The sequence below is a fragment of the Pseudomonas sp. GZD-222 genome (genome assembly GCF_049310525.1).
In the GTDB taxonomy this organism is placed as follows: Bacteria; Pseudomonadota; Gammaproteobacteria; order Pseudomonadales; family Pseudomonadaceae; genus Aquipseudomonas.
In genome coordinates this window covers 18454-32294 of the sequence record NZ_JBMOWO010000128.1, presented here as the reverse complement: position 1 = coordinate 32294, position 13841 = coordinate 18454, and the positions used below count along the sequence as shown (strand labels likewise).

Genomic DNA, 13841 nt, shown 5'->3' with positions numbered 1-13841 from the left:
CCCGCTCCCACTCAGTGCCCCTCCTCCATTCAGGCCACGCCAGCACTGGCTTAATGAGAAAGATTTTCATTATACTCCGCGCTCACCCGGTTCTGCCCGAGCTAAGGAAAGCGCTGCCGTGCTGGAAAAATTGTTCACCCAACATTCGTCTGCCCTGCATCGTTATCTTCTGCGCAAAAAATGCAGCCCAAGCCTGGCCTCGGACCTGGTGCAGGAAACGTTTTTGCGAATCGCTCAAATGGATAACCTGGAGAGCATGCTTCGCGGGCCAGCCTACCTGTTTCGGATCGCGCACAATCTGATGATTGATCACTACCGACGCTACGGTGAAAGGCGCTTCGACAATGACCCTGCGGCGTTTTTCGACACTTTGGTCGACGAGACCAGCCGCCCCGAAGAACAAGCCATTGGCACCCTGGAACTGGAACATCTGGAAAGCCTGCTTGAGCGGATGCCGGAGCGCACCCGTGATGTCTTCCTGCTCCTGCGTGTCGAGGGCATGACCCACAAAGAGACCGCTCGCTATTTACGGATATCCACAAGCTCTGTACAAAAACACATGGCGATGGCCCTCGCCAGGATCGGCAAGGCGCTTGATCCGGGCTTAGAGGATTAGGCCTTGTGTACGATAAAAAGTAATAAGGTAACCAGACAAAACCGTGAATGCTTCCCCACAACGTATCGACCCGGTAGAGCGCGAAGCAGCCGATTGGGTGACGCGCCATCGTCAAGGACAGCTATCGGCGCGTGAGCTACAGGCTTATCGCCGCTGGCTGGCGGCTGACCCTGTGCATGCCGCTGCCGCTGAGCGGGCCGATCGTGCCTGGCAGGCTACCGCGCAGCTCAAACAGCGCAGCGGTTATGTCAAGCCGCAGCGCCCTGCGCGCCGTAGCTGGTTGCAGATGCCGCTGGCCACCGGCAGCGCCGCAACAGCCCTGGCTCTGGGTTGCTGGATGCTGCTGGCACCACCCTTCTGGCTACAAGCGCTGAGCAGCGACTATCACACCGGTTTTGGTGAAATCCGTCAGATCACCCTGGCGGACGGCAGTCAGGTTGAACTGGGCAGCCACAGCATTCTCAACCTTGCCTACGACGAGCAGACCCGTCTGGTCCGCCTGACACAGGGTGAGGCGGTATTCACCCCCGCGCCGGTGACGGAACAGGAGCGGCGGCCTTTCACCGTCCGGACCGCCGGTGCAGACATCACCGCGCGTGGCACGCGCTACCTGGTAGGTGTCGGCGATAATCGCGAAGGTTGGGTGGGTGTGCTGCAGCACCAGGTCGAAGTCGACCTGAGCCATCGCGAGCTCAATGATGCAGCCGGCTCGGCACTGCTGGACCAGGGCAAGAGCCTGCGCTTCAGCCCGACCTCGGGCCTGCTGCCGCTGAACATCAGCCCTGATGAGCTAGCCAGCTGGCAGGAAGGACGCCTGGTATTCCAGCGTGAATTGCTGGCGGATGCGGTGGCGCGGATCAACCGCTATCGATCCGGCCTGGTCCTGGTCAAGGGCGAGGCGCTACGCAAGGTGCAGATCAGTGCGGTGATGCGCCTGGACAACCTCGACGACGCTCTCAAGCGCCTGGCCGCACAAGCTCATGCACGCATTATCGATCTGCCAGGACTCACGCTGATCTACTGAATGCCCCGGCCCGCCTGAGCAAAACAAAAGAGCGTATAAAAATACAAACAATTAGATCATAACGATCTATCGCGTTTTTGCGCCTTCCCCGTTCTTACTACACGTAAATAAATCTTATTTGCTTTTAGTGAGGCCGGTTTTGCAAACGCAAGAACACAACAAGAAGCGCACGGCATCAACGCGCACCCGCCTGAGCCTGGGCGTACAGCTCGCCGTTCTGGCGTTGATCACCGATGCAGCCACGCTCGGTACCGTGCAGGCCAGCCCGGTCGAAAGCGCAACCCATGCCCCGTCCCAGGGCAACTATCACACCTTCAACGTGCCAGCGCTGGCGCTGGATGAGGCACTGGTGCTGCTGGCCCGCCAGGCCGGTGCCGAGCTCTACATCGGTAGCAGCAACCTGGCTGGCGCCTATGGCAACCCGGTCCACGGCCGTCTTTCCCTGGAGGCCGCACTGCAGCAGTTGCTGGCCAATCAAAACGTCACCTACAGCCTGGCCGGCCAGCCTGATCGACCGGTCATCCAGGTGCAATCGGCGTCGGGTTCGGCAGCCCTGAACGATGGCGACCTGCACCCCACCTACGTGCACGGCATGGAGTACAAGGAGTCCCGCGACGAAAAGGGCTACAACGACATCTACGACCAGGACATCTCCACGGTCTACGCCGGCAAGGAACAGATCGAACGCTACAAGGGCGCCGCCCCCGCCGACCTGTTCAAGGGCATGCTCAACGTCTACAGCGGTGACGCCCGCAACAGCGGCGCCCTGGACCCCAACATCCGCGGCATCCAGGGCCCGGGTCGGGTACCGCTGACTATCGATGGTACCGAACAGGCGCTGACGGTTTATCGCGGCTACCTGGGCGCCAATAACCGCAACTACATCGACCCCAACCTGATCGGCAGCATCAAGGTCATCAAGGGGCCGAACCTGGAGCGCAACGTCTACAGCGGCGTTGGCGGCGCGGTAGTGGCCAGCACCCTGAATGTCGATGATGTGCTCAAGGAAGGCCTCGAGTACGGCGGCGAATTCAAGATCGAGGGCAGCAACAATTCGGTGTCGCCGAAATTACCGACGCTGATGACCGGGCAGATGCCGCCCCCGGACTACCCGCACCTCCCGATCTCTTCCTACTTCGACCCTTCGCTGTACAAACAACCGCGCACCAGTAGCAGCAACGACCTGCTGTCCAGTGACGATTATGCCTATCGCCTGGCCTTGGCCACCCGCCAGGAAAAGTTCGAACTGTTGACTGCCTATGCCTACCGGGAAAAAGGCAACCACTACGCCGGCAAGAACAAGAGTGACTTCTATTCCTCCGCAAAGAAGGTCAACGGCCGCTGGGATTACATCCCCAACCTGGCGACCATCTACAAGCCGGGCGATGAGGTGCCCAACACCTCGAGCAAGATGGAGTCGTGGCTGGGTAAAGCCAAATTCAAGATCGATGAAGGCCAGTCCCTGGAGTTCGGCTACCGCGACACCGATTCGCTGTACGGCGAAATCCTGCCGTCGCGAATCTCGTTCTTTAGCCCCGACACCCTCTATGACGCCACCACCCACGGGGTGCCACAGTGGCCGCTAAGCCATGTGCAAAGCAAAGCCTACAACCTGGAATACAAGCTCAAGCCCGAGGGTAACCCGTGGGTGGATTTCTACTCCAATCTCTGGGCGACCAATACCCGCAGCGATACCTACAGCAGCGGCGGTGTTCCCAATCAGACCACAGCTGATGATCCGGCCTTCAGAAACACCGCAGTGGCAAATGCCAAGCACGACCGTGTCGGTCTGACAGCCAGCAACAAGTTCAAACTGCATGACAGCCTCGATCTGACCCTGGGCGGTAGCTACCAGCACGAGAAGCTGAGTTCCAACGACGACTACTACGACCCTGCGATCGGTACTGCGCTGCGCATGTACCCGCGGGCGGGACGCCGGGAAGAGCAGGAGTACAACTTCAATTTCGATTGGCGACCGGTGACCTTTGCTCGTTTTAACGCCGGGATGCGTTACTCCTCTTATTGGGCCTTTGATGATTATCTGGATGAACTTCAAGGCAACAGCGGTATTACCACGCAGACCGAACAAACCGGCCGAAGAGTTTACTACACCACCCGTAAAGAGCTGAACGACAGCGAGTGGCAAGCGGCCGTTGATCAAAAGATCAAAGACTATCAAATTTTCTGGGATGTCTTCGGCACACCTGAAGCAGAGCGCCTGGCAGATATTGAGTCATTCAAACAAACTACCTCGCGCATCCAGGTAATTCAGAAGCAAGGAGATTGGGCACATAATGGCAAAGGTAAATACGCCCGCAGCAATAACCCCTGCGTTAACTTCCAGGGCTCACGCGAAGAGCTCATTTCTTGCAGCAGCTCCAGTTATGGCCATGGCGAAGTAGATGAGAACGGCAACCCCGTAGGCTACGATAAAGATGTCAGCGCAAAGCACCAGAAAGACCATGGCTGGACACCTACGCTTTCTGCGACTTTCTACACTTCTGAAAATGGCCGGATCTACCTTCGTTACAGTGAAGCGCTTCGCTACCCAAGCATGTTCGAAAGCACCCTCGGTTTCTCCTCTTCAATCAATTCATGGGGACTTGAGCCAGAACATGCGCATAACTACGAAGCCGCTTATATCCATAACCTATCAGGTTTGGGTGGCAGTGAAATTGCCGACATCAAACTGAGTTACTACCACAACACCACCAAAAATGTGATCGAGCGCAGCCCGCAGATGCGCTTCGACAATCTGGAAAAGCAGACCACTGCCGGGCTGGAACTACAAGGCCGTTACGATAATGGCCGCGTGTTCACCGACTTGAGCGTCGCCCATGTCCTGAAAAATAAAGTCTGTGATGAAAACTCGGCAATCACCATCGACCCAACGGGCTCTTCACCCAACTGCGTGGATGACGGCTTTGTCGGCGGCTATCTGGTTGGCATGGCAATGCCGGAATGGTCGGCGAATCTCGGGCTGGGGGCACGGTTCCTTGAGCGTAAACTTGAAGTTGGCGGACGGGCTATTTATTACCGTCAACACGAAAGCAAGTTCTATAAAAACTATGGCAATGAAGCCATGGTCAGTTATTACCTGAATACCCCTATGTCGTGGGACAAAATCGTAACTTACGACGCGTACATAAATTACAAACTGACTGCCGACGCTTCCATCGAGTTGACCGGCACCAACTTGAGCAACCTCTATTACATCGATCCGCTCACTCGCTCGGCCATGCCTGCGCCCGGACGGACGTTGAAAATCGGCTTTACCACTACTTTCTAACGTTGGAGGCACTACATGGGAGGCTGACAAACTGTTTAGCAAGCGCTTGACGTGTTGAATTAATTTTAATTACTCAATGGATGAAAAAATGAAAGTTTTCAACTACACCGTACTGGCAGTGGCACTCTTTGGTCTGGCTGGCGTTGCTCAAGCAGACTCTGCTTCTGGTCAAAGTTACACCGGCGCTATCGTCGTTGGCGGCACTGGCGCTTCGACTCCAAATCACCCAAGTTCCCCGGGTGTTCCGGCGGTCGGCGTCACAGCCTTTTACAACGGCGCAAAAGTCCCCTTCAGCGGTTTGAAAGGCATGGTGCCCACGGATGCTCAAGGGGTTACTACCATCACCCCGGCCATGATGCCCCCCTCCCATTCGGCTTTGGGTAACTTTGACTTCAAACAAGTAGCCAGCCAGCAAGTGTACTTCGGCGAATGGTCGCAAAACGGCACCCACAACGACCCGACCCGCGTCGTTTACTACTCCGGCGACACCGCCGGTCGCGTACTGCCAACCTCCAGCGTGACCTACGCAGTGCAAGGCATCAACAACTACTCCGGCGCCAACTTGCTGTCCGGCAACCTGACCGCGTCCTTCGGCACAGCATCGCCAACACTGAGTGGTTCGTTGAGCAACAGCGCCATGAAAGTTTCGCTGGCAGCCAACATCAATACGGCTAACGCCAGCTTCAGTGGCGCAGCCCAAGCGCTGAACCCGACCACCAACACCGAGCTGGCAAAAGGCACCACCCAAGGCAGCTTCTTCGGCGCAGGCGCCAACGCATCGCTGGCGGGTATCGCCAAATTCTCCGATCGTAACTACGACACCGCTTTCGGTGGCGTTAGCAAGTAAGTAGCGGGTTGATCCTGAAGTAGCACCATCGAGCAAGTGCCTGAGCAGTCAGGCACTTGCTTTTGGCGCTTTGAAGCGACTCTGAGAGCCTGGTAATGCCCCAGTCCTATTGCAAGCGATCCCTCACACTGCACCTTGTGCCCTTTTCTCTGCTGATGTTTTCGAGCCCTGCGCTACTCGCGGCGGATCAGGACACCAGCCTGCGTCTGAACCAGACCATCGAGTACCGCGCCAACCAGCAAGAGCGCGAGTTTCTCAAGGATGAACTGCCCAACGACACCGCCGCGCCGCTGTTGAACATCGATGGCCAGGACTACAGCGTTGGCAACAACCTCGATGAACTGGGCCGCGCGGTGTACCTGTCCATCGAGCGCCAGCAATGGCTGCACGCCAAGGATTATCTGAAACGCTACACCGCGCTGCCCGGCCACGACCTGATGCTCAGCGCCTATGCCAATGGCGCCCTGGCCCGCGCCGAAGGAAACCTCGAGCAGGCCGAGGACTACTACCGCCAGTTGCTGGCCATGCAGTCCGACTTCCTCCCCGGCCGCCTGGAGCTGGCACGGGTGCTGTTCGAGAATCGCAAGGATCGCGAGTCCACCGTCGCGTTCCAGCAGATCAGTAGCAGCCTCAGCCCCTCGGATGCGCAGGCCATGGGCCTGGGCAAGACCGTCGACAGCTTTCTCCAGGCCCTTGACCACCGCGAGGATTGGCAAGGCTCCTTTGCCATCGGCCCGATCTGGAGTGACAACCTCAACCAGTCCTCCGAAAGTAGCTTTACCTACCGTATGGAAACCTCGGAAGGCACCTACCTGATCACCCGCGCACTGCCCAAGGCGGTGTCTGCCCATGGCGCGGATTACGAGGGTACGTTGAACAAGCGCGTGGCCATCAGCGGTCACCATGGCGTGTTCATGCGCTCATTGCTCTACGGCCAGGCCTATGACAAGCAGAGCAAGTACAACGAAGGCACACTGATCAACAACGCCGGCTACAGCTACCACGACGCCCGCAACCAGTACGCCTTCGGGCCCTCGTTCGAGTTCAATACGATTGGCGACGACGCCATGTACAGCGCCTGGGGCCTGCGCGGTGAATGGATTCACAACCTGTCGGCCACACGCATGTTCAAGCTGGAAGGCGACTACAAGGACATGGCCTACAAGCACGACATCAACAGCAATCTGGACGGCGATGTCAGCTCGGTTTACGCCACCCTGTGGCAAGCCCTGCCGCAGCAATGGACGCTGTTTGGTGGTGTGGACCTCACCGACCGCAACAGCCAGGACCGCACCGCGGCCTACTTGCAAAAAGGCCTGCGCCTGGGGGTCGCCAAGGACTTCGGTATCGGCGTCAGTGCCGTGCTGTTCGCCTCGTATCGCAAGCGCCAGTACGATGCCTACAGCGCCATCCTCGACGCCCGGCGCAACGAAGACGAGCAAAGCTACACCTTCATCCTGCGTGCCCCGCGCCTGGCGGTGCAGGACATCGTTCCGAGCCTGACGGTCAAGTACAACAAGGTCCAGAGCAACATCGACTGGCTGTACTCCTATGACAAGAACAGCATCAGCCTGAAGCTGGAGAAGCAGTTTTAGCCTGGGGTTCCTTTCAAGGGTGCTCAAGGGAAACGCGGGTGATCCACGGCGTGTAGTGCTCGACCTTGATCGGCAAGCTGCGCGCCAACAGCCGCAGCGCCCGTTGACTGTCATCGGCGGGCAGCACGGCAGTGATTCGCAGCAATTGCATGTCCTTGGCGTTAAATATCAGGTAGCCCGAATGATTGCGTGCCAGGCGCTCGAGCACCTGGTCCAGGGTTTGTTCGCGCACCAGCAATTGATGTTGCTCCCAGGCCTGCTCAAACCCTGCGGCCTCAACAGACTGCAATGGGCCGGGCCCTGCAGCATCGAAACGTAGCTCCTGACCGGCCCGGACCGCTACGCGCTTGCCGCCGCTATCGACTTCGCTGGCCGATTCGAGCATCACCACACGGCTGGCGTCAGGTAACTGCTCTACAACGAAACGGGTCCCCAGCGCACGGACACTGCCGTACTCGGTCAGAACCAGGAAAGGCCGCGCGGCATCTTTGACCACGTCCACCCATATCTCCCCTTGCAACAGGCGCACGGTGCGACGTTGACCGTCGAACTGCAGGTCGACGGCCGAGCTTCCGTCAAGGCTGATACGACTGCCATCGGGTAACTGCTGCGTGCTCCATTCGCCGCTATTGGTACGGATGTCGGCGAACAGATAAGACGGCGGAAACTGCTGCAACGCCAAGCCCACCGGCAATAGCATCAATGCGGCCAGCGCCAGCGCTTTGATGGGCGCCCGGCGGGCTCGCCGCCGGGCAATACTGTCGAGGGCCACGCGCACAGGTTCGCGCGGCAAATCGCGCCGTGCTGCAAGGCTGCCCTGCAACCGCTCGATCGCCTCCAGGTGCTCAGGATCGGCGTCGAGCCAGTCCCGGAAGGCATTGCGCAGGGCCGCATCGACGTCACCGTCCAGGCGCACCAGCCATTCGGCGGCCTCTTGCAGCACTCGTGCAGAAGGAGATTTCATGGCGCAAGATTCTTTATAAGAATGATTCTACGTTAATGCGCCTCACGCACGCCGTGCACTCCTGCCTTCAACGCACGTTGGCCAACACCACCGCCAGCCCCAGACCTATCAAGGCCACACCGATCACTCGATCAACCAGCAGTTGCCGATCAAGCATGACCCGGCGCAAGGACGTCGAAGAGAAGAACAGCGCGACCAGACTGAACCAGATCCAGTGGGCCACGGACATAAACAGCCCATAGCCAAGACTGGTCGCCAGCGAACTGCCCGGCTGCACTACCTGAGTGTAGGCACTGACCACGAACAGCATGGTCTTGGGATTGAGGGCGTTGGTCAGAAATCCCGAGCGAAAGGCGGCAAACACCCCAAGGTGGGTGGCAGGCGCATCGCCTTCAAGGGAAATGCGTGTGGTGTTGGTCAGGGATTTGTAACCCAGGTAGATCAGGTAACCCGCCCCCAGCACCTTCATCGCCAGAAACAATGACGGGGTCTGGCTGATGATCAGGGCAATGCCCAGCACCGTGTACAACACATGTACCTGCACCCCCAGGGCGATGCCCAGCGCCGCAGATAAACCGGCGCGGCGGCCGAAGGCGAAACTGCTGCGGGTAACCATGGCAAAGTCCGCGCCCGGGCTGATCACCGCCAGAACGGTGAACACGGCAACGGCAATGAGTTCGTTCACGAAAAGCTCCTCGATCTGCTAGGAAATCGCACAGATACCTCTGTACGACGCCATTATCGAAAGCTTCGTATACAACAAAAAGCGATTTATAGTGCGCTAAATCCGCTAGTTTTTCTCACAGACATGAAACTTCCAGCCCTCTCCGCCTTTCGCTATTTCGACGTTGCCGCGCAGACCCAAAGCTTTGTGCGCGCCGCCGAGTTACTGAACGTCACCCATGGCGCCGTAAGCCGTCAGGTGCGCCTGCTGGAAGAATCTTTGGGGGTGGAATTGTTCGAGCGGCGCAATCGCGCGATCTTTCTCACACCGGCCGGTCGTGCCTTGCACGGCACCACTCTGTCAGTCTTCGAACAACTGCAAGGCGCGGTGTATCGCCTGCAACAACAAGCACGCGAGAACGTACTGGTGCTGTCTTGCGAGCCGACCATCGCAATGAAATGGCTGATTCCACGCCTGCCGGCCTTTCATGCCGCCCATCCGGATATACACCTGCACCTGGTAGCGGCCGGTGGCCCTGTCGATTTCGCCCGCAGTGGCGTCGATCTGGCGTTGCGCCGCGATGACTTTCGCTGGGAAGCCGACCTGCACGCCGTGAAAATCTGCGACGAATGGGTTGGCCCAGTAAGCAACACCGGGTTGGCCTTGCCGGACCAGGGCCTGGAAGGCCTGCGTTTACTCCACAGCGCATCACGCCCCAGTGCCTGGAACACCTGGCTGCGTGTGACGGGTGAATCCATCAAGGACAACAGTCGCGCCGATTACGAACATTTCTATCTGTGCATCCAGGCTGCCGTGGCCGGGCTCGGCGTGGCCATGGCTTCATTCCTGATGGTTCAAGACGAGATCGATAGCGGCCAGTTGCAAGCGCCGCGCAGCTTCGTCCGGGATCAATCGGCATACTATCTACTGTGCCCGCACGCCATGGCCGACGACGACAACTGCCGACGCTTCGCCCAGTGGGTCAGCGCCGAGGCCGAGGCGTGCCTGGCTCATTTGCTTTGAGGTTTGTCGCCAACTGACAAGGCGCAAAATGAGGAACGGGCGCTGAAATCCCCTCCCCAGGTGCGAAAGCCTGCCGTGTCGATATGAATGCGGCCCGAAGGGTAACGGCCCAGGCCCATGTTCCAGGCCTTGCCCTGGGTCTGCCAGAACTGGCACAGCGGGTTGGGATCGGCCCAGGGCGGCAGCAACAGATCAACCGCGAACGCCCGGGCATGCGCACTACCAATGGCACCACCGGCGCAGCGATTCAAACGTGGATCGCGGTAGGTCGAGACCACTTCATAACGCTTCAATACACCCTGATCACCCAGGGTCTTGAGCAATTGCAGGGTCGAGCGCACCGCCGACCACTGCGCCGCTGGCGCTACCGCAAAAGGCTGTGCCGAGCACAAGCGCCAGTCACTGGCCGAGCGCAGCAACTGATAGATCGGCACCACGCCATACAGCCGCGCATCCACCAGCATCTGCCGAAAGGCCCGCGTCTCATGGTCGCCGGCCCACTGAGCAAACATGTACAGATCGCGCTCATCGGCCTGTGCCTGGCAAGTGCTCAGCAGCGCCAGTAAAAATCCTGCAGGGATACCCGCCTTGCACCACGTGCCCATCAGCAACCTCTCCTTCCCAATCCCCGGGAAACCTCTCCACTATGGCATCCCTCCCGCTGCTGGGAGGCACTGACAAGGAGTTAAGCATGTACACGAGAGTACGATTGGCCTTGGGCCTGGCGGCCCTGGCCTGCAGTGCAGCGGCCCAGGCCGATGCCCAGCTGGACATGGGCAACCAGGAACGCGTAACCCGGTTGTTCGCCTTTCCCAATAACTGCAATGTCATCTGTTTTCGCGACTGGACCCTGGAGCAGACCGTCGAGCATTATCTGACCCAGAGCCTGCAGCGCGATGGCTACCCTGCCGCCAGGGTGCGTGTCAGCCGCGACAACGACAACCTGCATGCCGAAATCCAGGGCGTACCCAGTGATTACAGCAAACCACTGGAGGCGCTGCTCGACACCGGCGAGCTGGCCTATCAAGGTGCCAGCCGCCTGAACAGTGAAGGCAAATGGGCCTACAACTGGAACCTGTTCCTGCCCCTGGGCATGGCCCTGGAAAACCGCCGCAGCATCGAACTGCTGCACTTCCCGCCAGACTACTCACTGACCCAGGCCCAGGACTACCTGCGCTCCAACACCAGCGACCGCTGGGCAACGCTGCTGACCCTCAACGGCGTCCCCGTCGAGCACACGCCGGCCTATCAGACCATTGTCGATATTGCCCCGATCGCCGCACCTGCCAGCGCCGGCAAGGATCTGCAAGGGGTGTATGAATACTTCGAGGAGTATCAGCTGCGCATGGTCCGCGAGGTCACGCGCACCGCCAGTGGCACCACACTGCCCATGGTCGCATTCGGCTCACCGGTACGCAGCTGGATCGAGCAGCAGTACGGGCCCAAGCTCAACGTGCTGGGACTGGTCAGCATCAGCCCGCAAGCCGGACAACAGGTGCCGGTGCTGGGTGCCAATCACCCCAGCGCAATCTGGTATGCCGCCGACAAAAACAACTATGGCGGCGATGAGGACAAGGCCGACCAGGCGGGCTTGAAGATGATGGGACAGGACTTGAGTGCTGCCTGCTGGCAGGCGGGAATGGGCCGTAACCCGAACGCGGATGCCAGGGCGACGCTGGGGGCCTGTACGCAGAAGTGGCAGGTGACAGCGAAGAAGCAGACCTGTGAACTGTATTTCCGCACGGTTGCCAAGATGACGCCTGAGCAGGCAAAGACCAAGTGCAATACCGGGGTGATCACGCGGACGCTGCGCGAACTACAAAAAATTTGAGGTGAAGCCATCGCCGGCAATGTCGGCGATGGGCCGCAGCACACTCGATGCAGCGCTGAGATCAGTCCTGCGGACGCAAGCGATACTGCGGCGGCAACTGGTCCAGGCCACTGATGGTCGCATTCAGGCTCTTCCAGCGACCGTCCTTGATGCCGTAGATGCAGCCATGAACCGACAGGCTCTGGCCGCGGTGCCAGGCATTCTGGACGATGGTGGTGTGACCGACGTTGGCCACCTGCTGGATCACATTCAGCTCGCACAGACGGTCAACGCGCTCTTCCTCGGTCGCCAGCTGTGCCAGCTCCACGCGCTTTTCATAGTACAGGTCGCGTATCGAGCGCAGCCAACCGTCGATCAGGCCCAGCTGGCGGTCCTGCATCGAGGCCCGTACTCCACCGCAACCGTAATGCCCGGTCACCAGAATGTGCTTCACCTTGAGCACATCCACGGCGTACTGGATCACCGACAGACAGTTCAGGTCGGTATGCAGCACCACGTTGGCCACGTTGCGGTGCACGAACAGGTCACCCGGGAGCATGCCGACGATTTCGTTGGCTGGCACCCGTGCATCGGAACAGCCGATCCAGAGGAACTCCGGCGTCTGCTGGCGGGCGAGCTTGGCGAAAAAATCCGGATCTTCCTGTTTGATCGCATCGGCCCAGCGTGCGTTGTTATCAATCAGTTCTTGTAGATCGTGCATGTTCGCTTCTCATCAGGTGGATGTTGCCTGGCTACAGTGACGCTCGCTTACTCGAACAAGGTACAGGCCATGACCAGCGCATCTTCGCGACCACCGGCAACCGGGTAGTAGTCACGGCGCCGACCGATTTCATTGAAACCGTAACGCTCGTACAGGCGATACGCCGACTGGTTGCTGGCGCGCACTTCAAGGAAGCACTCACGGCCGTTCATCGCGTAGGCGCGTTTCATCAGCTCTTCCAGCAGGCGCAAGCCCAGGCCGCGGCCCTGGCTCTCCGGCTTGACGGTGATGTTGAGCAGGTGCGCTTCGTCGATGATGACGTTGATCACCCCGTGCCCCACCTGTTGTTCGCCTTCGAACATCAGCCAGATTTCATAAGACTTGAGCCCGTCGAGGAAAATCCCCCGGGTCCAGGGGTGACTGAAGGCGGCGTATTCAATCTTCAGTACAGCATCCAGATCCGCCTCGGTCATCCGGCGGAAGCTGATTGTGTCACTCATCGCGTGGTTTCCAGCGCGCCATCAGCCGGCGCATGGCTTGCCAGACGTCCGCCTTGCGTTGCGGCTCGTCCATCAACAGTTCGAGGCCCGGCAAGGCCCAGGCAGTGCCCAGCCCTTCAACCGGCAACTCGCGGTAATAAGCGTCGGCGTCTACTTCACCGGCAAAACGCACGGCGGGCAGGCCAATCAGCCATATGCAGACACAGGGCGTCTCTTCAAGCCGGGCCTGAATGAAGCCCTGGACAAAATCGGTTGCCGCCTGCGGCCCCTGGTCGAGGTTGCCGCGTACCAGCAACGGCCAACGCACCGGTTCGCCGATGATCTGCGGGCTGTCGGGCAAACCGGCAGCGCGGAGCATGTCTTTGAGCAACAGGTACGAGGGGTCACGGCTCTGGAACGGCTGGCCGGTAGCCAGCTCCACCAACAGCAGGCAACTGCCGGCACGCAGCAATTGCAGGGCGAAACGTGGCGGTGGTACCACCACCGGCTTGGCGACTAGCGGAGCCGCTTCAGCGTCTTCAGTCGACTTGCTGGCGGCCTTGGGCGCACTACCAGGGCGTGGAATCTCGATTTTCGGCCGCTCGCCACTGCGCGCCACAGGAGCACTGACCGCCACCCGGGGCTGCTCCGCCGGCGGCGCGTCGAACTCGGGCACGACCTCGGGCGCCAGCGGCAGCAACAGCTCCGGGCGCGACGGGGCGGCGAACGGCAGTTCGGTACGCGGCAGCCAGTGCACCACTTGCATGGCGTTGAGGTAAGCGCGGCGGCGGGACTCGATTAACAAGAAG

13 protein-coding genes are annotated in these 13841 nt (G+C 59.5%); 7 read left to right on the top strand and 6 right to left on the bottom strand.

Translation table 11 applies throughout. The annotated features are described in order from the left end of the window. The 5 genes from ACO6VD_RS24550 to ACO6VD_RS24530 form a co-directional block, all read left to right on the top strand. The coding region (locus ACO6VD_RS24550; protein WP_422422540.1) for an RNA polymerase sigma factor at nucleotides 1–616 on the top strand (616 nt) is incomplete at its 5' end. Nucleotides 617–659: 43 nt separating this feature from the next. Next, a complete protein-coding gene (locus ACO6VD_RS24545; protein ID WP_422422539.1) occupies nucleotides 660–1640 on the top strand; it encodes a FecR family protein in 981 nt (326 codons plus the stop codon). Between the two features lie 139 nt (nucleotides 1641–1779). After that, nucleotides 1780–4929: a TonB-dependent receptor domain-containing protein gene (locus ACO6VD_RS24540; protein WP_422422538.1), complete on the top strand. Its 3150-nt coding sequence runs from the start codon at nucleotides 1780–1782 to the stop codon at nucleotides 4927–4929. 88 nt (nucleotides 4930–5017) lie between these two features. After that, nucleotides 5018–5776: a Slam-dependent surface lipoprotein gene (locus ACO6VD_RS24535; protein WP_422422537.1), complete on the top strand. Its 759-nt coding sequence runs from the start codon at nucleotides 5018–5020 to the stop codon at nucleotides 5774–5776. 95 nt (nucleotides 5777–5871) lie between these two features. Beyond that, nucleotides 5872–7371, top strand: a complete 1500-nt coding sequence (locus ACO6VD_RS24530) for a surface lipoprotein assembly modifier (protein WP_422422536.1) — start codon at nucleotides 5872–5874, stop codon at nucleotides 7369–7371. A gap of 13 nt (nucleotides 7372–7384) precedes the next feature. On the opposite strand, the gene ACO6VD_RS24525 is transcribed toward ACO6VD_RS24530, so the two are convergent. Together ACO6VD_RS24525 and ACO6VD_RS24520 are read right to left on the bottom strand one after the other, a co-directional pair. After that, nucleotides 7385–8335 carry a FecR family protein gene (locus ACO6VD_RS24525; protein WP_422422535.1) on the bottom strand — a complete coding sequence of 317 codons (951 nt, stop codon included), beginning with the start codon at nucleotides 8333–8335 and terminating at the stop codon, nucleotides 7385–7387. A gap of 67 nt (nucleotides 8336–8402) precedes the next feature. After that, complete coding sequence (locus ACO6VD_RS24520) at nucleotides 8403–9020, bottom strand: LysE family translocator (RefSeq protein WP_422422534.1); 618 nt, start codon at nucleotides 9018–9020, stop codon at nucleotides 8403–8405. A gap of 123 nt (nucleotides 9021–9143) precedes the next feature. Between ACO6VD_RS24520 and ACO6VD_RS24515 the strand changes: the two genes are divergently transcribed. Next, entirely contained in the window at nucleotides 9144–10022 is an 879-nt protein-coding gene (locus ACO6VD_RS24515) for a LysR substrate-binding domain-containing protein (protein ID WP_422422533.1), read from the top strand. Here ACO6VD_RS24515 and ACO6VD_RS24510 read toward each other — a convergent pair. Beyond that, the gene (locus tag ACO6VD_RS24510) at nucleotides 10010–10627 is read right to left on the bottom strand and encodes a D-Ala-D-Ala carboxypeptidase family metallohydrolase (protein WP_422422532.1); all 618 of its coding nucleotides are present in this window, start codon (nucleotides 10625–10627) and stop codon (nucleotides 10010–10012) included. The two genes, ACO6VD_RS24515 and ACO6VD_RS24510, sit on opposite strands and share 13 nt — an antisense overlap. Nucleotides 10628–10713: 86 nt before the next feature. Here ACO6VD_RS24510 and ACO6VD_RS24505 point away from each other — a divergent pair, with 86 nt between their 5' ends. Then, the gene (locus ACO6VD_RS24505) at nucleotides 10714–11853 is read left to right on the top strand and encodes a hypothetical protein (protein WP_422422531.1); all 1140 of its coding nucleotides are present in this window, start codon (nucleotides 10714–10716) and stop codon (nucleotides 11851–11853) included. A gap of 61 nt (nucleotides 11854–11914) precedes the next feature. Here ACO6VD_RS24505 and can read toward each other — a convergent pair whose 3' ends face one another. Genes can through ACO6VD_RS24490 form a run of 3 tightly spaced genes read right to left on the bottom strand, consistent with a single transcriptional unit; the run spans nucleotide 11915 to nucleotide 13837 of the window. Then, entirely contained in the window at nucleotides 11915–12553 is a 639-nt protein-coding gene (gene can / locus ACO6VD_RS24500; RefSeq protein WP_400171888.1) for a carbonate dehydratase, read from the bottom strand. Nucleotides 12554–12600: 47 nt separating this feature from the next. After that, the gene (rimI, locus tag ACO6VD_RS24495; protein WP_422422530.1) at nucleotides 12601–13053 is read right to left on the bottom strand and encodes a ribosomal protein S18-alanine N-acetyltransferase; all 453 of its coding nucleotides are present in this window, start codon (nucleotides 13051–13053) and stop codon (nucleotides 12601–12603) included. Further along, nucleotides 13046–13837, bottom strand: coding sequence for an energy transducer TonB (locus tag ACO6VD_RS24490; RefSeq protein WP_422422529.1), 792 nt, complete (start codon nucleotides 13835–13837; stop codon nucleotides 13046–13048). The genes rimI and ACO6VD_RS24490 overlap by 8 nt, the downstream gene beginning before the upstream one ends. Nucleotides 13838–13841 lie beyond the last annotated feature (4 nt).